The organism is Paenibacillus sp. FSL R5-0623 (assembly GCF_037974265.1).
In the GTDB taxonomy this organism is placed as follows: Bacteria; Bacillota; Bacilli; order Paenibacillales; family Paenibacillaceae; genus Paenibacillus.
In genome coordinates this window covers 1,968,323-1,987,749 of the sequence record NZ_CP150233.1, presented here as the reverse complement: position 1 = coordinate 1,987,749, position 19,427 = coordinate 1,968,323, and the positions used below count along the sequence as shown (strand labels likewise).

Sequence of the window (19,427 nt, the reverse complement as noted above, 5' to 3'; positions counted from 1 at the left end):
ATTATACATATCATGGTAGGGAAAAGGCGGGATACTCATGTCGAAGGAAGAGCGCAATATAACCTGGCAATCATCCAGCATCAACAGACAAGACCGGGAGAAGCATAATGGGCACCGTAGTCGTGCCATATGGTTTACCGGGTTATCAGGTGCAGGAAAGTCATCCCTTGCATTTGCCCTGGAGCAGTATCTCTACGATCAAGGCGTACGCTGTTATGTTCTGGACGGGGATAATGTACGTCATGGACTGAACCGTGATCTCGGTTTTACAGCAGGGGATCGTCAAGAAAATCTGCGGCGAATTGGTGAAGTATCGAAGTTAATGGTAGATGCCGGGTTGTTTGTACTTTCGGCTTTTATCTCTCCTCATGAACAGGATCGGGAGATGGTTAGACAGTTATTTGAACCAGATGATTTCATTGAAATCTATGTGCGCTGTTCAATCCAAGAATGTGAGCGTCGTGATCCCAAGGGTCTATACAAAAAAGCCCGCAATGGTGACATCCCGCATTTCACAGGCATTTCCGCCCCCTATGATGTACCCAAATCGCCTTCAGTCATCATCGATACGGAACAATCGTCCATTGAGGAAGCTGTACAAGAGATCATACAGCATTTGGAGCAGATCGGTGCTCTACAGCTGCCGCTTCCTACGAAAACAGCCGTTATTCATTAATCCTTGCTCAATATACGAACCACCTACATGAAAGGCGCGCCTATCGTGGCGCGCCTCTTTACGTGTGTCGTGCCTGATTATTCAATAAATATACGAATGAACAGAAGCAGATACATGTGTCCCATACTCGGCTTTTAATTTTGGAATGAATTCTGCTATCCACCCTCTTACTGTCCCACAACACCCGCTTGCATGTTCAAAAGCTTGCTAAACGTCCCTACCGGATCAGTAGATAACTGTTGATATCCACCCTCTTGAATCACCCGACCTTCATCCAGCACAATTACACGATCTGCCGTCCGAATCGTGGACAATCGGTGTGCAATCACGATAATGGTCACATGTCCTTTTAACCGTTCTAACGCCTCATGAATGTACTGTTCATTTTCACTGTCCAGCGCACTTGTTGCTTCATCCAGCACCAATACAGAAGGATTACGCAACATGGCCCGGGCAAGCACCAATCGCTGACGCTCCCCCCCGGATAAGCGAATACCCCGATCACCAATGATCGTATCCAGACCCTGTGGCAACTTTCTCACAAAAGCCGCAGAAGAGGAAAACTGTAAAGCCTGCCACATCTGTTCTTCACTTGCATTTGGATCAACCAGACGCAGATTCTCACGAATACTCGTATGAAACAGGAATGGGTCCTGGGAGACATATCCGATGGAACTTCGCCAGCTTAATAAGCGTTCTTCTGACAAAGACACACCGTCAATCAGAATACGACCAGTTTCAGGCCTCACAAGGCCCATAATCAGATCTATCAGCGTGCTTTTGCCTGCTCCGGATTTCCCCACAATTGCGGTCATACCCCTTGCTGGAATCGAAGCTTGCACATTTCTCAATGAGTAAGCATCACTTCCCTCATAGCGATAGCAGACATCCTCACATGTGATAGATTCCTTCAGTTCCATAGGTTGAATTCCATCAGTTCCAACGTCTCCTGCCGAAGCAATCTCTGCACTAATCTCACGACTCTTCGCCGTCTGCGCTTGCAGTTCTCTGACTACCCGAAACGCAGGCAGCATGGAGCTGATGTACTCCAGATTGGACTGAATCGCCGTAAATCTTGGCCATAAGCGGGAAAAGATAAGGATGATGAGCAGCAGACTTGCTGGTGGCACCGTCATTACACGGAGAGAAAGATAGATGAATGCCGCAATAATGATTGCCGCGGACATCCGGTGAATCAGCTGTGTCCCACTGTTCAATTGACTAAATTGAATGACATTGCGTTCTATCTGTCTGCACATGCGCTCAAACCAGTTCATGTGTGAGCGCTCAAGCATGTTGCTTTTAATATCCTTAATGCCGTTAAAATGCTCGGTAATGCCGTTATAATAACTTTGCGAATATTCAGAGGTCTGGTCTCCGATCTGCTTGGCCTGCTTGACGAATTTTCTCAAGACAAAAAATAATAACAATCCACAGAACAGCACAAGTGCCGTCAACTTGGCGGATAACCAGAAAGCGAGACCGATCTGAATTCCCGTAAAGATCAGAGAGGCTGCCATTTGCAGCATAATGCTCGTTCCCTGACTCACACGTGCAAGTTCAGTCGTTAATATATGGTTAAAATCGGATTTTCGTTTTTGGAGAAAAAATGACCATTGCGCCATTATAATGGCACCATAGGTTTCCATGCGCAGCGTGCGTACAAATTGCTGCTGGATTCGCGTATTACGGATCGTCTGGAGACGCTGCATCCAGGCCTGTCCGGAGACAATCAATACAAAGGTGAACAATACGAGTAACAATTGGCTATTTTCAGAAAAACGATTCAACACGTCGCCCAGCCAGGGAATGTTTAAGCCTGTGGAGCCCATCTCAAATATGCCAATCAGACTCAGCATCGGAACAAGCATGTAGATACCGATCCCTTCCATGAGACTGATACAGATCATCCCTAGCAGATTCCAATATAAAATGGGCCCCGTGACATGATGCAACTTTCGCATGAAATACCTTAATTCCGAGATCATACTTTACCCCTTTCCGTCACCGTATACCTTTTAATTCGCCGCCAGAACCAGAGAAACGGACGTAACGGAAAGTACAGAAAAAACAAAGAACGCGGAAGCGGCAATTGATCCACATCCCATGTACTTGGATATAAACGTTCGATAAAGAAAAACCATTTCTGCTTGGTACTTCGAAGTTTAAACAAGTACGATTGATAAGACTTCATATCAGCCGGACTTTCCAGCATGTCGTTCATGAACTTTGCGCCTTCGTTGGCTAATCGCTTGCCTGTACGGTCACTTAAGGACATCAAAGACCTGTACTCTACATCCAGCGGCGTGTTCAGCAGATCTGAGGCTAAGTAAAGAGCCTGTGAACCGATCGATAAACGTCCCTCCGCTTTCAGACGTCTTTCCACTTTCTTCACATCAAGTGGCATGCTGCGGATCATCTGGTCAATATCCAGTAACCAGCGCAGTCTGAACCAGCCGTGTCGTGCACCATGGGTTACGAGATAAGCCCATAGGTCTTCTTGTTCAAGCATACGGACAGGTGTCTGTGTGTATGAACTGAACCGGCTGCGTTTCCACAGCAATTCAAAATCGGTTTCTTTGCCCGAATCCGGATTCAGACGCCAATGGATCTCCACTTGAGTCTTTTTGACCGGATGGGTATAACAGATATGATGTTCCCGCCATTTCCAGCTGCGCACCGTAGGTGCCCGCTCCCCTTCCTTGGATACATATCCGAGGGTAGCCAGAACTCCTTCAGCCGCTTCCACATCATGGAACGGAATAAGAATATCCAGGTCTTTGGAGGTTCGCATGGATACATCGCCATAGAGATCATGAGCCAGCGCTGGTCCCTTTAGTGTAATATTGCGGATGCCGCGTTCACGAAATGCTCCACACACCTGCTCCATCTCAGCTGTCAGATGTAACATGCGGAACGTATTGATCGTATATTGTTGTCTCAGACTCTCCATAACATCTGCAGGAATGATTGCAGAGTTCAATTCTTTCATTTTCAAATAAAGGACAGAGTATAAGCGGTGATGATAGACAAGCCGCAGAAAGAGCTGCCAATCGGTTCCTTGCAAACCCGCCTTGAGTTCTTCAGGGGATAGAGCCGTCAGATCACCTCTAATCATGCTCAAAATCAGCTTAAGCTCCTTCGGAAACCCTGATGAATAGAGTTCACTTTCATGTATCATAGACAATCTCCCCAGATCCCTTCTCCGGACACCGTTTGCCAAACACACCGACAACCGTATATTGGTCCATAGTATCAGCTCCGGTCACGATCAATTTACCACTTCGCAGCCAGGCATGAGCCATCATATGTCCTTGTTTATTCCGCGCTGTCCCCATATATAACGTACTCTCTATCTTGCGTCGCTCAAGCATCTTCATCCCGGCAATCGCCATTACAAGGCAGCGGCTTTCCCATAACGTATATTTGCTGGCAAGCGAAATCGCTTTGGAAATATTCCGTATAGTGATGACCTCGCTGCGGTCAAGTCCTGTCATCGGTGTTTCAACCATGGGTGTTCCCAGCCCTGGCGCGATTTTGGCAAATGGCATAGCCTTCTGTATGCGTGCCCAGCCAAGGAGCATATAGGCCTCCCATACCAGTCGACGCATCGACCGCGGGAGCGCGAGATAAGCCTTTATTTTTCGCAACATGGTTCTACACTCCGCGAGTAACGTCGATTAAACCTTCACGGGACAGATGTTCCAGGAATTGCACCACCTGCTCACGACATACATCTGGCTCAATTTCATACTCCGCAGCAAGTACCTCAACAACTTCACCCAGCGTGCGTTCTTCTGCGATCAGGTCCCAGATTCGTCCACCGGTACTCCCGAGATTGTAGTATTTTCCAGAGCTAATGCTCATCATAACTTTCTCACTGCCCATATCACTGACCAGATTGCCTTCCTTCCGGGTTACCCGGTCTTCCACATTCATCGGTGTAGTCGCTGTCATTGTCCTGTATGCACTCCTTTACGTATATGATCTGTGATCCGATCCACCATCTCAAATGCTGTAAACTCAGCACCCGTTCTGACCAATCTGCCAATCTCCACACTTGCTGAAAGTCTTGAAGCCGTCTCGAACAGCCACTGTGCCAGCCCCTGTCTTGCAACCAGTCCACCACGGAACGTATGCGAGCATAACAGATGCAGTCGTTCTAGCCCCGTCACTTCAACCAGTTGAACAGAAGTATGGTTTTCCTCCGGTTGTGGAGCAAGTTCGAATATTCCACCTAGTGGTACGGCCATCTCATGAAAATAGTGCTGAACAGGTATCGCATACTTTGTAATCTCGGCGTGAACCGTTGCATAATCCTGTTCCTTCATGCCAAAACCGTCCAGACTGGGCTGCCATAACTTCTGTTGCGGGTAACCAGGTGATACGATAGCTCTTCCTCCGGCATCCCAGGTCAGTGCAACAACATCATCGGTGAGAAGCGGATATCCGCGTGATGCCAGTGCGGCCGAGAGTGTTGATTTGCCTGCTCCCGAATGTCCGACAAATGCGTAAGCCCAGCCATCAATAACCACTGCACTGCCATGCAATGGAAGGATGCCACGCTGCATCATAATGACCGCCATACATGTGCCCAGGATGAATAATCTGACCTTTTTCTCATCTGCACCCGGTATGGGGGATACAACAATGCGTTTTCCTTGTTCCATTAGAAACAGACCTGTATCTTCGATTTTGAAAAAAAGACTGCCCTCTCGCGCCACAAAGTTGTCGTTGCCTACATTCCAATCCTCCCACAATGGGGTCAGATCTGAAGACTCGATGTGCACATCCACGACATCAAAATCACTCTCCGCATCCTTGGGTGCGATCTGTAGTTCAGGCATTCGAGTTTGGCTCGACCAGCGCAGACCATACGCCACATAATGCACAGGCAACAATGAACGACGCCTCCTTCGTAATAAAATGTAAAAAAAAGCCCTTATATTCATGTTGCTCAATATAAGGGCGGAGGCGAAAAGCTGGATTGGTTCCAATTCCGCCCTTTAAGTATGATGACACGTTTTGGAACTAAACAACTTAGGAAGTTGGATCGTACAGATCCGCATCGTGAACCGTGATCCAGTCAATTTGTCTGTAGCCAGTACCGGCCATAGTTTGATTGACTTCCAACACTTCAAGAGCTGGTGCTTGCCATTCCTTTTTTTCCATTTGCATCGTATTCACCTCCTTTCATGTGCGCTCATTCAGAATTTTCGAATGAACCGATAGACGATTAGACTATGCATCATCAATCGCAGATCTGGATGCGAAGCAAGTTCAGGTCTTGGACTCGGAAAATTGGCCAGGGCAGACTTGATACGCTCCGTGTTTAATATGCCAGCAACCTTGCTGTCAGAACACAAAGCACGTAACTCAGCCGTAAAGGCATCCCAATTCGGAATGATGCGATGTAACCAATCTGCAGGTTGCACACCCCGTACCCGTTGATTCAGTCTGACCTTGTCAGGCAACTCCGGTGAGGTAGCCCGGCGAATCAATGAACGATCCGTCCCTTGTTTCACATATTGTTCAATCGGAACGGACAGACAGAACCGGATGACTCTGGCATCACTTGTCGGATCACGTTCCCAAGCGCGGTAACGCAGAGAACATTTTGTAGCTACAGCACCGTTTTTGTTCGCAATGGCCAGGTTATTGAATTTCTCGGCACGTACTTTGAGTGCATCAGCCTGGGCACCGCCCTGCAGAACAATAATGGATTTGAGTCTTTCCAGTACACCTGTTCTTTGAGCAAAATCAGGATGGATCAACTGCACGGACGCGGCCTGGCTTGCTCCTTTGGACTGAGCCTTGAACCATTCCGGATATGCCTTTCGCCCGGTGATCTTGGCTATACGGGAGAAGGGCATTCCGGTCCGTTCACTATACTGCTGCATCTCACGGAACCAGCGATACCAGCGGCCACTTTTCAGTAGACTGGCGTAATAATCCAGAGCCGGCCCCCAGGAGATGGTGAAGTTACCGCGTGCTCCTGTGAGCAGAATGCCCGCATCTTGCTGGCTCGCTTTTTCATAGAATCCGCGAATCCAGAATGAATTTTCAAAGTATTTGTAGGGCATTTCCATAATATCGAGCCAGGTGTCTACTTCACTGAGAGGACTTCTGCCTTCAAAATCCAGATAGTTCTCTGTGATATTCCCGACGTGATTAATAGTGGAACGTATAAATGGTCTCTCGTCAGCAAGCAACGTTTTCGACGTGTAATCCGTGAAATCCGGCACGGGAACATAGCTATAAGCATGCAGGCGTTTGCCCTGACTTCTCAGTGTTCCAGAAGCAAAACCAACCACGGCTCCCGAGTCCAGTCCGCCACTTAAAGCAGCAGCTACCTGCCTATGAGTTCGCAATCGCGATCCAACCGCCTGCCCAAAGACCTCCCGAAACGCTTCTACATACTCACCATCGGATTTCAGCCTTAGGGGTTCGACTTCATTCCAGCGATGATACTGCTTCAGCTCCAGTCTCCCATCCCGGAAAACAAGTGTATGTGCAGAAGGCAGTTGGCTTACTCCCCGATATACGGTTGAATTGATATCTGCTGAATCATGCATGTCAGGAATGGCAAGGAATTCGGACAACCAAGTCTCATCCAGTTCTTTATGTACCCCTTCAAGCCCAAGCAACGGATTCATGAGTGTGCAGAAAGCAAAACGTGAGCCATCATGTCGGTAATAAAAAGCTCTCATGCCTGTAATGTCTCTCGCTGCATACAGTTTTCGATTCCGCTCATCCCATATCGCGAATACAAAATCCCCCAGCAATCGGACAGCTACATCTTCCCCCCAGCGCTGATAGGCACGCAAGATCAATTCACTATCCGATAACATCGCCAGTTCAGCTCTGGATATCTGTAATTGATCTGCCAGTTGTTCCCGGTTATCCAGAATGGCATCTGCCGTGATGGTCAGACCACTTTCCTCATCATATAAAGGCAACTTTTCACTAACCGATTCCGGTGTAATCCATTGGGCATGACAGCTGAGGAACGCCTCATTGCCTTTCCACACCCCTGTTGTATCCGCAGGGACATGCCCCAGGCTTGCGTACAGACGCCAGCTGTCTTCCCATAGCGCCTGCTGACCATCGTTGTGTACAATTCCTGCTATGGCGCTCATGACTTGCCTCCCCGTAGAATCTTGCGCTGTGAAGCCCAGGCGCTGATCTGGTGACCAAATGGTACCCATGATTTGATACGCTGTATCTTGCTTTGAGCAGAAGCCAGCTGGACTTTCAAGCGTTCTCGCTCACTGTATCCCCGTTCCAGACGATGGTCTGCCGCCCGTAGTGCGGCCTGCAGCTGCCTGATCGTTGCCAGTGCAGCCAGTGTGGGATCTATCTTTTCCGGTTCTTCGAGAACTGAATCATTCCGATTTTCATGGGAATCATGGACGAGAGAATCAGCTGGCTGCATCCGATAGTGCTGCTGCCAGTCGCAACCAGTCGCTGTCGTCAACTGATGCGTGATTCGCTCAATGACCTCTTGATCCGGACTTGCTTCATAACGAACACCCGTCCATTGTTCGGCTTCTGCCAACTGGTCACTGTACCCCATCCGATGGAACAGATCCGCTCCCATCACACGACAATACAGTTCAACTTCATGCGGTTCTAATATGTTTTTCCAGTTGTTAACAGAATCCTGATGTGCCTTTTGATGCGAAGAGAGGAATGGATCACCCACGCCCATACTGTAGAACATGTCAGACTTGGCACTGTCCAGAAACTGTCCATACTGCTCCATACCCTGTTCATATCGAATTCCCAAGAATAAGCATAGTTTCTCAAGTTCTTCTTGAGGATTGGAAACCAATCGTTCATATTGCAATTCATGCGCATTGGAATGTGGTTCAGCAAAATAATCATTCAAGCGGAGCATACCCAGTGTGAGATCTACAGATTTCATATTTAATTTGGAGCTCTGCAAACTATGAGTCAGGTCGAATCCTTCACCTGTATGGCGGTTTACCTTTTTGAATGATGCTGCTATGGCCAGAGGATTACGCTGGAGATGAATGCGCTTGGACTGAGGGAACAGACGATCCAGCCATTCCAGCATGTAATAGTATCGTGGAGATTTATCAACGATGAAGTCTGCTCCGCTCCCTTCCAGGAATCCATTATAGATCTCAAGAGCAAAACTTCTGCACGCCTTTTCGAAGACATCCTCGGATACCATGGCATTGTAGAACTGACGAATGATGGAGCTGCCACCATAAGCACGTGAATCAGCCTTGTTCAAATCGACAAGATTCATCAGAAACCACATTTCCTGGGTGGCAAATATACGACTATGATTTTGCAGCATTACGGTGGATAAGGAACTACCACTGCGGGGAACACATAGTAAGAAAACAAGTCCGTTACCTTGAGCATCGATCAATGGCAGCCTCTCCTCTGTTCATTAGTATAAATATGTAGCTGGGATAGACCAGACTCTACCTTTGTGTTTGGCAAAACGAGTAATATGCACGCTATAGGTCAGCGTTTTGCAATATTCCGTCGGGTGTTCACCCGGGAATGAAGCAAAACACATGGTTACATTCGACAACTCTCAGATACAATATGTATTTATAGTTTTACTCTATGATACAAAATGTATCATGTCAATCTTTTATTTTCACCTTTTCATAAATTCTTACTCTTTCACTGTATTCTGCTGTCTGTCATTTAAGCACTTATTCATGACCAATTATGTTCTGATTGCACAAACGCGAATAAGCTCCAGACATGTTCTGTGAGGAACAATGCCTGAAGCCATACGTAATCCGTTGAGAAACTTAATATGAAAACGGGTGAACAACTATCAGGTAAACCTTACATTTGAACTTTTCCCAGCAGCCCCGATACTCCCATTTCCCTCTTCTTCCTGATCTGCCTGTGTAGCATCCTGCATCCCCTTCTGTACCTTCACGGTTAACAATACAACAATGCCCGCGACGAAAAAGAAAATGAGCGACAGAATACCCCAACGCGTGGAACCCGTGATCTGTCCGACATAACCAAATACAAACGGACCGAAGATCGAAGAGAATTTGCCTGTAATATTCACAAAACCAAAATACTCTCCTGTTCTGCCAGCTGGCATCAGATTGCTAAACAGGGAACGCGCTGTGGATTGACTCACACCCTGCACGACACCAACCAGCCCGGCGAGCACGTAGAAGTGGATCGCTTGTGTCATGAAATAACCAAGAATCACAATACATATGTAGACCGATAAGCTAACAATTAATACCTGTTTTGCTCCCCAACGCTGTGCCCATGCTCCCAATAACAATGTACACGGGAACCCGATGAACTGGGTTAACAGTAGCGCAAGCATCAGGTCGGTTGTGCCGATACCTATACTTGTCCCATAGATTGTAGCCATCAGAATGATGGTATTAATACCGTCATTAAAAAACCAAAAAGCCAACAACATGCGGATTAACTGGGGAAAACGTCGCATCTGACCAAAGGTTTGGCGCAGTCTGCGCACTCCCACCACAGCATACCCTTTCCACGTTACGGGCAGATCCGGTGATGCAGATCGTCTCGGAGCATGGCGAAAGATCGGTATCGAGAACAGCAACCACCACAACGAGACGGAGATAAAAGCAAGTCTTGTGCCTGCCAGTGTACTGCTCATCCCGAACCAGCCCGGTTGCTGAATCATCAGCAGGTTCACCGCAAGCAGCAATCCTCCTCCAATATAACCATAGGCATATCCTTTGGAGGATATCATGTCTCTTCGTTCAACAGGTACCAGATCCGGCAGCATTGCATCGTAAAAGGTGTTACCACCTGCAAAACCAATCGTAGATATGACCAGCAAAGCGGAAGCAAGTAACCAGTCCCCTTCGCCGATTGCGCTGAATCCCAATGTAGCAAGGACGCCTATGATTGCAAATACACGCAGGAAGTCGCCCTTACGTCCTGACAAATCAGCCAGCGTGCCTAGCAACGGTGTTAGCAGAGCTACGCACAACATGCCAATGGAGTGTGTATAGGCCAGGTAGGATGCGGCGGTATCCGTATCCAGCGTTGCTGCAGCCACCGAAGCATAGAATACAGGCAGTACTGCCGCCAGTACTGTTGTTGCATAAGCTGAATTGGCCCAATCATACATAATCCAAGCCTTGATCGCCTTTTTATTCACAGAAATCCTTCCTTTACATACAACTATTATAATGATTGATGTCTTTCTCCTATTGTAAAGGAAGGATATCACACTTGTTCACTGTTTCTGTAAAAAATGGTGCAGTTCTGTTCTTGCAACTCACCTTACCTCCGAGGTGAACTTGCGTAATTGTATCATTTTATATCCACTCTCATCACATATCGTCCTCGCCCGTGAATATACTTAATTACCGACAGGCCAAACTGTGCCGCGTAATCAATGGGGGGTGCCTACATGTCAAATTCACACCAGCCTTACTCGTTCGTCGTGTCGAAGGAAGATTGGTCGCTTCACCGCAAAGGGTACCAGGACCAACAGCGCCATCAGCAAAAGGTGAAAGATGTCATCAAGCAGAATCTGCCTGATCTGATTACGGAAGAAAACATCATCATGTCTGATGGAAAACAAATCATCAAGGTACCAATCCGCAGTCTGGATGAGTACCGTTTTGTGTATAACTACCAGAAGCAAAAACATGTTGGTCAAGGAGACGGTGACAGTCAGGTCGGAGACGTCATCGGTCGTGATCCCGCTGCTTCGCAGAAACCCGGCAAAGGCGAAAAAGCTGGCGATCAGCCTGGTCATGATATTGTGGAAGCCGAAGTGAGTATTGAGGAATTGGAAGATATGCTCTTCGCTGAGCTGGAATTACCCGATCTGAAGCAGAAAGACAAGGATCTGATTGAGACACATACGGTAGTTTTCAACGATATTCGCAAAAAAGGTATGCAGTCCAATATTGACAAGAAACGTACCATTCTGGAGAATCTGCGTCGCAATGCTACGACTGGCACGCCAGGCATCCATCATATCAGTCCGGATGACCTGCGCTACAAGACATGGGAAGACAAAATCATTCCCCAGTCTAATGCCGTTATCATTGCCATGATGGATACATCCGGGTCCATGGGTTCGTTTGAAAAATACTGCGCGCGCAGCTTTTTCTTCTGGATGACCCGTTTTCTACGCCGTCAGTATGAGAAGGTTGAGATTGTTTTCCTCGCCCATCATACGGAAGCCAAGGAAGTAACCGAAGAAGAGTTCTTTACCCGTGGCGAGAGCGGAGGCACCATCTGCTCCTCTGTATATATGAAGGCGCTGGATATTATTGACAGCCGTTATCCACCTTCCAGCTACAACATCTACCCTTTCCACTTCTCTGACGGGGATAATCTGACCTCGGATAACGAACGGTGTGTGAAGCTGATCGGGGAGTTAATGAAGCGTAGCAATATGTTTGGATACGGCGAAGTGAATCAATATAACCGCAGTAGCACACTGATGTCGGCTTATCGCCATATCAAGATGGATCAGTTTATGTATTATGTGATCAAAGAAAAAGGCGAAGTGTACAAAGCTTTGCGCAGCTTTTTCCAGAAACGGGAAGGAGGCAGCGTTAGATGACAGATGAGATCCGCGACCTAGAATACGCTATTGCCGAGATTATGGAGATTGCCAATGGTTTTGGTCTGGACTATTACCCCATGCGGTACGAAATCTGCCCATCGGATATTATTTATACATTTGGAGCCTACGGCATGCCGACCAGATTCAGCCACTGGAGCTTTGGCAAAACATTTCATAAGATGAAAATGCAATACGATTTTGGTCTCAGCAAAATTTATGAGCTTGTCATCAACTCCAACCCTTGTTATGCCTTCCTGCTGGATGGCAATTCCCTGATTCAGAACAAATTGATCGTAGCCCACGTATTGGCACACTGTGATTTTTTCAAAAACAATGCCCGCTTCTCCAAATCCAACCGTAATATGGTCGAAAGCATGGCTGCTACGGCGGATCGCATCAGCAATTATGAGATGGAGTACGGAACGGAAGCGGTTGAAGCATTTATCGATGCCGTCATCGCAATTCAGGAACATGTGGACCCACAGCTGATTAAACCCCGCCATTTGGACAAACAACGTTACATGGAGATGAAAATGCGGGAGCAACGCGGTGAGAAAGCACCCAAACCGGAAGGCCGCTATGATGATTTATGGTCGCTTGATGATGTGAAGACCGAAGATCCACCAGCCGAAGGCATTCAGATCCATCACTTTCCGCCTGAACCAGAGAAGGATGTCATGTGGTTTATTCAGGAATTCTCGGAAGTATTGACCGACTGGCAGCGGGATATCATGAGCATGATGCGTGAAGAGATGTTATATTTCTGGCCACAGATGGAAACGAAAATCATGAACGAAGGCTGGGCTTCTTACTGGCATCAACGCATTATCCGTGAACTCGATCTCAACAGTGAGGATACGATCGAATTCGCGAAGCTCAACTCCTCCGTGGTGCAGCCATCCAAACAAAGTCTGAATCCGTATTATTTGGGACTGAAGATTTTCGAGGATATTGAGCGACGCTGGGATAACCCAACCCGGGAAGAACAGGATCGTTGGGGCCGTAAACCAGGCCAGGGCCGTGCGAAAATGTTCGAGGTGCGTGAATTCGATTCCGATACCTCCTTTATCCGCAATTACATGACCAAGCAATTAACCGAGGACCTCGACCTTTACGTCTTTGAGAAAAAAGGCCCGGACTGGAAAATCACCGACAAGTCCTGGGAGAACATACGGGATCAGCTCGTATTTTCACGTGTCAACGGAGGTTCTCCTTATCTGGTCGTGCAAGATGCCGACTATATGCGGACCGGGGAACTCGTGCTGAAACATCAATATGAGGGCATCGAGTTGGACCTGAAATATATGGAGCGCACCATGCCTTATCTGTATCGCCTCTGGGGGCGTACGGTACATGTGGAGACACGTGTCGAGGATAAACCGATCTGGTTTACGTATGACGGCAAGAAGCACCACCGCAAATTTATGTAAGGTTTTCGATTATGATTATTGGAAACGAAAATATAAATGCTCTTATCATGGATGAGATTAATGATTAATAATAAATAAGGACATAAAAAAGCGGCAAGTCCCCGATATACACGGGAACTTGCCGCTTGGCATTTCATACAATTAGGATGGTATCGGCGGTGTACCATTACCCTGCAATCGTAGCGGTACAAAAAAGTCATGTTCCACTTCACTTGCTGGCAGCGGACGACTAAAATAATATCCCTGAATCTCGCGGCAATCATTCTGCATCAGAATATCCAGTTGACCTTTCGTCTCAATGCCTTCCGCAATGACTTCCATCTTGAGATTCTGCGCCATTGATATAATGGTCGCCACAATGGCTTGATCGCTGTGACTCTCTGTAATGTCCGTCACGAATGAACGATCAATCTTAAGCTTGTGAATCGGGAAATGCTTCAGATAACTCAGTGAACTGTATCCTGTCCCGAAATCATCCAGGCTGATCTTGACACCCAGTGCTGTCAGTTCATTAAGAATCGCCGTGGATACGGCTGCATCCATCATCATGCTCTCTGTTATTTCCAGCTCTAGATATCGAGCATCCAGCCCTGTCTCCAAGAGTGCATTCTTGACCTGTTCTACCAAGTTGGATTGGTGGAACTGCTGGCTGGACAAGTTAACCGATACCGGAATGAGTGGTCCGCCACTGGCATGCCAGAGTTTCATCTGCCTGCATGCTTCCCGCAGCGTCCAATTGCCAATCTCATAGATCATACCTGTCTCTTCTGCAAGCGGGATAAACACATTAGGTGCGAGCAGACCTTTAAGTGGATGGTTCCAACGTATAAGAGCCTCCACACCAATCATGCGGCTATCCTCGGTACGAATCTGTGGCTGATAGTACAGGACCATCTCATCGCGTTCCAAAGCTTTACGAAGATAACCCTCCAGCTCAATGCGTTCATATAGTTCCGAATCCAGTTGGACAGTGTAGAATTGGAAACCATTTTTGCCGTTTTTCTTCACTTCATACATGGCGGAGTCCGCATGTTTCAGCAAAGCATCCACGCCCACTCCATGATCCGGGTACATCGCAATTCCAATGCTGGCGGTTACGTAAAAGTCATTCTCTTTTAACCGATAAGGTAGCTGTATGGCTTCAACAATCTGTTTTGCAAGTTCTGCCACTCGCACTTCTGTCGCTTGATCCTGGGTCACAACGAGTGTGAACTCGTCGCCGCCCATCCGGGCCAGCATGACATTTTCCATAGCCAAGGGGTCAGAAGCTTCTATGGCTTTCATGATCCGGTTGCTGACTTCTCTTAGAAATACATCTCCAATGGAATGTCCCAGCGAGTCATTAATCATCTTGAAACGATCTATATCCATCACCATAACGGCAAAAGAATTCCCTTTTTCTTCTGAATCGTGAATCGTACAAGCCAGCACATCATCCAACTTGCGCCGATTGGGCAACCCCGTCAACGGATCATGCAAAGCTTGGTGACGAATCTTCTCCTGAGCCTGTTTTTCCTCCGTAACGTCTTTGATCAAAATGTGACTTCCCACATGTCTGCCATCAATGACAACAGGAACTACAACAATACTAAGGTCCAGAAGTTCACCCTGTATGTCTCTCATTTTGGCCATGTAGTGCGCCTGCTCCAGCCCATGATCATCCCAATCGATGGAATCAAATTCACTTATCCACTCGATATCGATCTGCTGAGCGATATCATCAATGGAACGATCCATGACCTCTTTTTCAGGATATCCGGTGATTGTTGTTACAGCAGCATTAATCCCTTTGACAATACCTTCCTTGTTCACTGAAATAATGGCATCCGAATGGTTATGATACAAGGCCTGATACCATTGCTCATTCTCATGAATCCGTTGATCTTTCTGTGACATTCGCTGATTGATAAATATGCCAAACAACGTCAAGCCCAAAGCAATAAATGTGCCCGATGCGATCAAGTAGGCGAGAATGCCTGGCTCAATCTGCATACCTGAACTTACCATCGAGCCATGTGAATGATGGAAATGTGCGGCTGACATCCCGGTATAATGCATGCCAGAGATTCCGATCCCCATTATGAGACCGCTGCCCATCTTGTAAACCCAGGTATGTCTTGATTGATGATAACGGAAGAAAAACATGAGCCACAATGCCGCAAAGGAAGCAAGCGCTGCAATCAGAATGGATAACACCACTCTGCCTGGTTCATACGTAACCGGAGTTGACATCGCTGCCATTCCCACATAATGCATCGAGCTGATCCCCGCTGTCATCAGCACTCCAGCAATCATGAGCTGGCTTATCCTGCCCGATTGTCTACCCGCAATGTTCAAGGCCACCCCTGATGCGACAATAGCAAGTAGAACAGATAAAACAACCTTACCGGTGGAATAGGAGACTTGCGTAGGCAGAACAAAAGCCAGCATACCTACGAAATGCATGGACCAGATTCCCAGCCCCATCGAGACTGCACCGCAGGTAAGCCATACATTCCGCGCCATCCCGCTAGCCTGACTTACACGGCCTGCAAGGTCAAGGGCTGCGTATGAAGCTAACGATGCAATAATATAGGATAAAATAACAAGTTCTAAGTTGTACGTACCATGTAGGTGCTCCACTCACTCTGTCCTTTCGACCGGGAAATGCCTTGTATGTATGCAAAAATGTAAAAAAGAAGCGAGTGCGCTGTCTGGATGACAGGCACTCCCTCCGCATCATTTGACTCGTGACCACAGACTTAGTTGAAGCCGTTGTCATACATTGGAACCCGTTTATTTGAATGTATATAGTCTAAACGTCCCAGCCTTTAAAATCAACACTTATTTCCAGATATACGATGTTGAACAGCTAACATTTTCATATTCTAATTCACAACTAAATATTCTATTTGCGAGTCAATAACAGACTGCCAAAACCGGAAGTATCTTGATAAGAATTACCTGATGGATCACTCCAGATGGACACACTGCTTCGCTTGCCATCCCCCGCGCCATCATCATTAACTTGCAGATCAAATCCAATCCATCTTTGCCCTTCAGCACGAACGCTATCTAGTGGGATTGCCACTTCCACTGTATACCCTCCGCTTGTTAATCGGGTAGCTGATTTGAAACTTTCTTTCCGTGCATTTCCTCCAAAAGAAGCCTCATTATCAAAATTGACCCGGTACTGGGCGTCATCCTCCTGATAGAATGTTGTCTGATCTTTGCTCGGGTCGATAAAAATCTCGATTGAATCCTGCTCATGTGCATTAGAACTTAATTTGCTTCGCAAAGGATCTTTCACATCTGCCAATACGTACAGGTATTTCTCATCCCATAACAGCTGTGCAGTCGCCGTTGCACCGGAGTTTCCGACCACCCAGACATCCGTTTTAACAGATGCAGCCTTTTTCCAGACGTTATCCTTCTTCGCATCAATTACAGGTTTGCCATAAGTGACCTTGGTTTGTTTCAAAACAGAACCGAGCTTCAGTTTGCCCCGGTTGGCTGGTTTGTCAGGCTGTTGATTGGAAATATCATTCCAAACGATGGTCGCTGTCTTTCCAGCAGCATATTCATCCGTAATCCGAAAATCCAGAGACAAGACCTGGCCTTCAGTAACTAAAGCAGCTGACATAGGCAGTGATGCGTATACAACATAACCGGTTTTTGTCTCCTGTACGTTGTAAGTATTTTTATCTTTGCCTTTACCGCCATCCCGTTTAAATGTATATTGACCACTGACAGACGGCGGATTTTTCTTCTTGGCAGACAGATCAGTTTCAGAAGTTGCAGCACCTTTCCCCTTGACTTCTTCCGCGAGGAAAACCTGCACCTGATCCCCTTTGCGACGTGTGGTATCCTTCACTTCCACTCGTAAACTCACCTTTTTGGCATCCCACATCATACGAGCCTCACCCGTAACCGCAGATGTATCATCTGCCAGATGATTAATTTCGAGTCCTTTCACAGCACCCCAAAGAATATCTTCCTGTCCTTTGTGATTCGGTAAAGAAGGGCTGGCCTTCAATGCTGTCCATTCATTACGATAGATCGGAAGAGTGGTAGCATCCACCAGTGCCCAATAGGCCGGTTTCGCTTTTAATTTACGATCAAACAGCAACGGTGCATCTTTGCGTCCTTTGACCGGATGATTGTCAAGCCATGTACCATCATCTGCAAGTCCCCAGACCGTAACACTGTCCATCACGCCGCGTTTCCCCAAATCTTCGAACAGGTCGAACAGTTCACGATAACGATAAGCTTGTTGCAGCATCAATTCATCTGTGACAGGCATCTCCAGTTCAGAATTACTTGAATAGATCGAAACATCCAGCTCTGTAACCTGTACATTCACACCAAGAGCGATCACTTTCTCAAAAGCCTCACGAATGAGCTTTACATCCGGTCCGTACATCGACACATGCATCTGGAATCCAACCGCATCAATCGGTGTTCCTTTGGCAAGCAGCTTCTCTACAAGCTTCACCATATCATTTACCTTGTTTCCATTGCCCTCCATTCCATAGTCGTTAATCACCAGTACAGCATCGGGGTCAGCCTCACGTGCATAACGGAAAGCCAGCTCAATGTAATCACTGTCATCTCCGTCGCCATCCACATCCCCAATAATATCTCTCCACTTGGAATTACTGGCCTCATTCCGCAAGCCGCCTCCGTCTGAGATGACTTCATTGACGACATCCCATGTATGAACCTTTCCTTTGTACCGGCTCACGATGGTTTGAATATGGGTTTTCATCCGTGCAAGCAACTGTTCCCGCGTGGCAGGTTTCGAAGCATCATCCGGATCCGTAAAGAACCAATCCGGCACCTGACTATGCCATAACAGCGTATGACCTCTGATTTCCATGTCATTTGCTTCGGCAAACTTCACCAGACGATCTGTCTCTGACCAGACAAATTGTCCTTCCTGAGGCTGCATCGCATCCATTTTCATAAAGTTTCCAGCTGTAATACTATTAAAATGTTTCGTCAACAGCTGGGAATGCGGATCTTCCGCATCCAGTGCAGACTGGTCGATTGCCGCTCCCATTGCATAGTGTTGTCCCACAACATCCACTAGATTCGGAATGTTCGGCTCTATTTCAATTTTTTCGGCTTCCGTAATCAGAACATCATCCACGTAAAAAGTAATCGTGTCCGCCGGCGTCACTTCCGCTGATGTCTTCCAAGGTGTCTCTGCATACATGCGGAACCCAGTGATGCCGCTATTTTCTCCAGGGATCACCACATCCGCCTCGATTTTTTTCCACTGTCCTTTGTTCAGAGTTGCAGAGGCAAACGTAGCATATTCTCGACTTGAAGCGTCGTTATTGTACTCTTTCTCCAGTGAACCGTTAATGACCTGACTGTCCGGTCCTTCATCGTACATGGCCCAAAACGAAATATGAACTGTGCTGCCCTTCTGTACATGGTCTATTACTTCAATTAAGGGTCCATGGAACGTTTCGGTACGGGAAGAGGTTCTCAGGCTGCGTGTACTGTCGTGACCTACTTGCGTGACGATATCAAGCTTTTCACTCGCACGTGGACGCCATTGCCCCAACACACCATCTTCAAAATTAGCCTCAAACAGTACTTCATCATCGCCAGTCTTAACGTCCGCAGCCGCAGCACGCGTCTCTCCTGTTCCCACACTTGGGAACAAACTGAAGATCAATACAGCCGACAAGCACAAGCTCCACCATTTTCTCAAATGCATCCGATCTCCTCCTTGGTTGGT

The 19,427-nt window shown here is 47.2% G+C and carries 14 protein-coding genes; 3 read left to right on the top strand and 11 right to left on the bottom strand.

What is annotated here, in order from left to right; translation table 11 throughout:
* The first annotated feature begins 37 nt into the window (after positions 1 to 37).
* The gene (gene cysC / locus MKY92_RS09180; protein WP_339300327.1) at positions 38 to 676 is read left to right on the top strand and encodes an adenylyl-sulfate kinase; all 639 of its coding nucleotides are present in this window, start codon (positions 38 to 40) and stop codon (positions 674 to 676) included.
* 167 nt (positions 677 to 843) lie between these two features.
* Here the strand turns inward: cysC and MKY92_RS09175 are convergent, their stop codons facing one another.
* From MKY92_RS09175 to MKY92_RS09135, 9 genes are all read right to left on the bottom strand, one after another.
* Entirely contained in the window at positions 844 to 2,640 is a 1,797-nt protein-coding gene (locus tag MKY92_RS09175; RefSeq protein ID WP_339300326.1) for an ABC transporter ATP-binding protein, read from the bottom strand.
* 20 nt (positions 2,641 to 2,660) lie between these two features.
* A complete protein-coding gene (locus tag MKY92_RS09170; RefSeq protein WP_339301741.1) occupies positions 2,661 to 3,794 on the bottom strand; it encodes a nucleotidyltransferase family protein in 1,134 nt (377 codons plus the stop codon).
* A 52-nt stretch (positions 3,795 to 3,846) separates the two neighbouring features.
* Complete coding sequence (locus tag MKY92_RS09165) at positions 3,847 to 4,329, bottom strand: lasso peptide biosynthesis B2 protein (RefSeq protein WP_076209512.1); 483 nt, start codon at positions 4,327 to 4,329, stop codon at positions 3,847 to 3,849.
* Between the two features lie 4 nt (positions 4,330 to 4,333).
* Entirely contained in the window at positions 4,334 to 4,633 is a 300-nt protein-coding gene (locus MKY92_RS09160; RefSeq protein WP_017689560.1) for a lasso peptide biosynthesis PqqD family chaperone, read from the bottom strand.
* Positions 4,630 to 5,577, bottom strand: a complete 948-nt coding sequence (locus MKY92_RS09155; protein WP_339300325.1) for an aldolase — start codon at positions 5,575 to 5,577, stop codon at positions 4,630 to 4,632. The genes MKY92_RS09160 and MKY92_RS09155 overlap by 4 nt, the downstream gene beginning before the upstream one ends.
* 139 nt (positions 5,578 to 5,716) lie before the next feature.
* Positions 5,717 to 5,854 (bottom strand): paeninodin family lasso peptide, encoded by a 138-nt coding sequence (locus tag MKY92_RS09150; protein WP_174806426.1) that lies wholly within the window; start codon positions 5,852 to 5,854, stop codon positions 5,717 to 5,719.
* A gap of 29 nt (positions 5,855 to 5,883) precedes the next feature.
* Positions 5,884 to 7,815, bottom strand: a complete 1,932-nt coding sequence (locus MKY92_RS09145; protein ID WP_339300324.1) for an asparagine synthase-related protein — start codon at positions 7,813 to 7,815, stop codon at positions 5,884 to 5,886.
* Entirely contained in the window at positions 7,812 to 9,080 is a 1,269-nt protein-coding gene (locus tag MKY92_RS09140; protein ID WP_339300322.1) for a sulfotransferase, read from the bottom strand. The genes MKY92_RS09145 and MKY92_RS09140 overlap by 4 nt, the downstream gene beginning before the upstream one ends.
* Before the next feature lie 423 nt (positions 9,081 to 9,503).
* Positions 9,504 to 10,838, bottom strand: coding sequence for an MFS transporter (locus tag MKY92_RS09135; RefSeq protein ID WP_339300321.1), 1,335 nt, complete (start codon positions 10,836 to 10,838; stop codon positions 9,504 to 9,506).
* Positions 10,839 to 11,093: 255 nt separating this feature from the next.
* Between MKY92_RS09135 and yhbH the strand changes: the two genes are divergently transcribed.
* A complete protein-coding gene (gene yhbH / locus MKY92_RS09130; protein ID WP_074094335.1) occupies positions 11,094 to 12,263 on the top strand; it encodes a sporulation protein YhbH in 1,170 nt (389 codons plus the stop codon).
* A complete protein-coding gene (locus MKY92_RS09125) occupies positions 12,260 to 13,696 on the top strand; it encodes a SpoVR family protein (protein WP_339300320.1) in 1,437 nt (478 codons plus the stop codon). The genes yhbH and MKY92_RS09125 overlap by 4 nt, the downstream gene beginning before the upstream one ends.
* A gap of 141 nt (positions 13,697 to 13,837) precedes the next feature.
* Here the strand turns inward: MKY92_RS09125 and MKY92_RS09120 are convergent, their stop codons facing one another.
* A complete protein-coding gene (locus tag MKY92_RS09120) occupies positions 13,838 to 16,318 on the bottom strand; it encodes an EAL domain-containing protein (RefSeq protein ID WP_339300319.1) in 2,481 nt (826 codons plus the stop codon).
* Positions 16,319 to 16,583: 265 nt separating this feature from the next.
* Complete coding sequence (locus MKY92_RS09115) at positions 16,584 to 19,406, bottom strand: endo-1,4-beta-xylanase (protein ID WP_339300318.1); 2,823 nt, start codon at positions 19,404 to 19,406, stop codon at positions 16,584 to 16,586.
* Positions 19,407 to 19,427 lie beyond the last annotated feature (21 nt).

Excerpts from the sequence above, each read along its gene's own strand:
- cysC (WP_339300327.1), top strand. The coding sequence starts at position 38 with ATGTCGAAGGAAGAGCGCAATATAACCTGGCAATCATCCAGCATCAAC.
- MKY92_RS09175 (WP_339300326.1), bottom strand. The coding sequence starts at position 2,640 with ATGCGAAAGTTGCATCATGTCACGGGGCCCATTTTATATTGGAATCTG.
- MKY92_RS09170 (WP_339301741.1), bottom strand. The coding sequence starts at position 3,794 with ATGATTAGAGGTGATCTGACGGCTCTATCCCCTGAAGAACTCAAGGCG.
- MKY92_RS09165 (WP_076209512.1), bottom strand. The coding sequence starts at position 4,329 with ATGTTGCGAAAAATAAAGGCTTATCTCGCGCTCCCGCGGTCGATGCGT.
- MKY92_RS09160 (WP_017689560.1), bottom strand. The coding sequence starts at position 4,633 with ATGACAGCGACTACACCGATGAATGTGGAAGACCGGGTAACCCGGAAG.
- MKY92_RS09150 (WP_174806426.1), bottom strand. The coding sequence starts at position 5,854 with ATGCAAATGGAAAAAAAGGAATGGCAAGCACCAGCTCTTGAAGTGTTG.
- MKY92_RS09145 (WP_339300324.1), bottom strand. The coding sequence starts at position 7,815 with ATGAGCGCCATAGCAGGAATTGTACACAACGATGGTCAGCAGGCGCTA.
- yhbH (WP_074094335.1), top strand. The coding sequence starts at position 11,094 with ATGTCAAATTCACACCAGCCTTACTCGTTCGTCGTGTCGAAGGAAGAT.
- MKY92_RS09125 (WP_339300320.1), top strand. The coding sequence starts at position 12,260 with ATGACAGATGAGATCCGCGACCTAGAATACGCTATTGCCGAGATTATG.
- MKY92_RS09115 (WP_339300318.1), bottom strand. The coding sequence starts at position 19,406 with ATGCATTTGAGAAAATGGTGGAGCTTGTGCTTGTCGGCTGTATTGATC.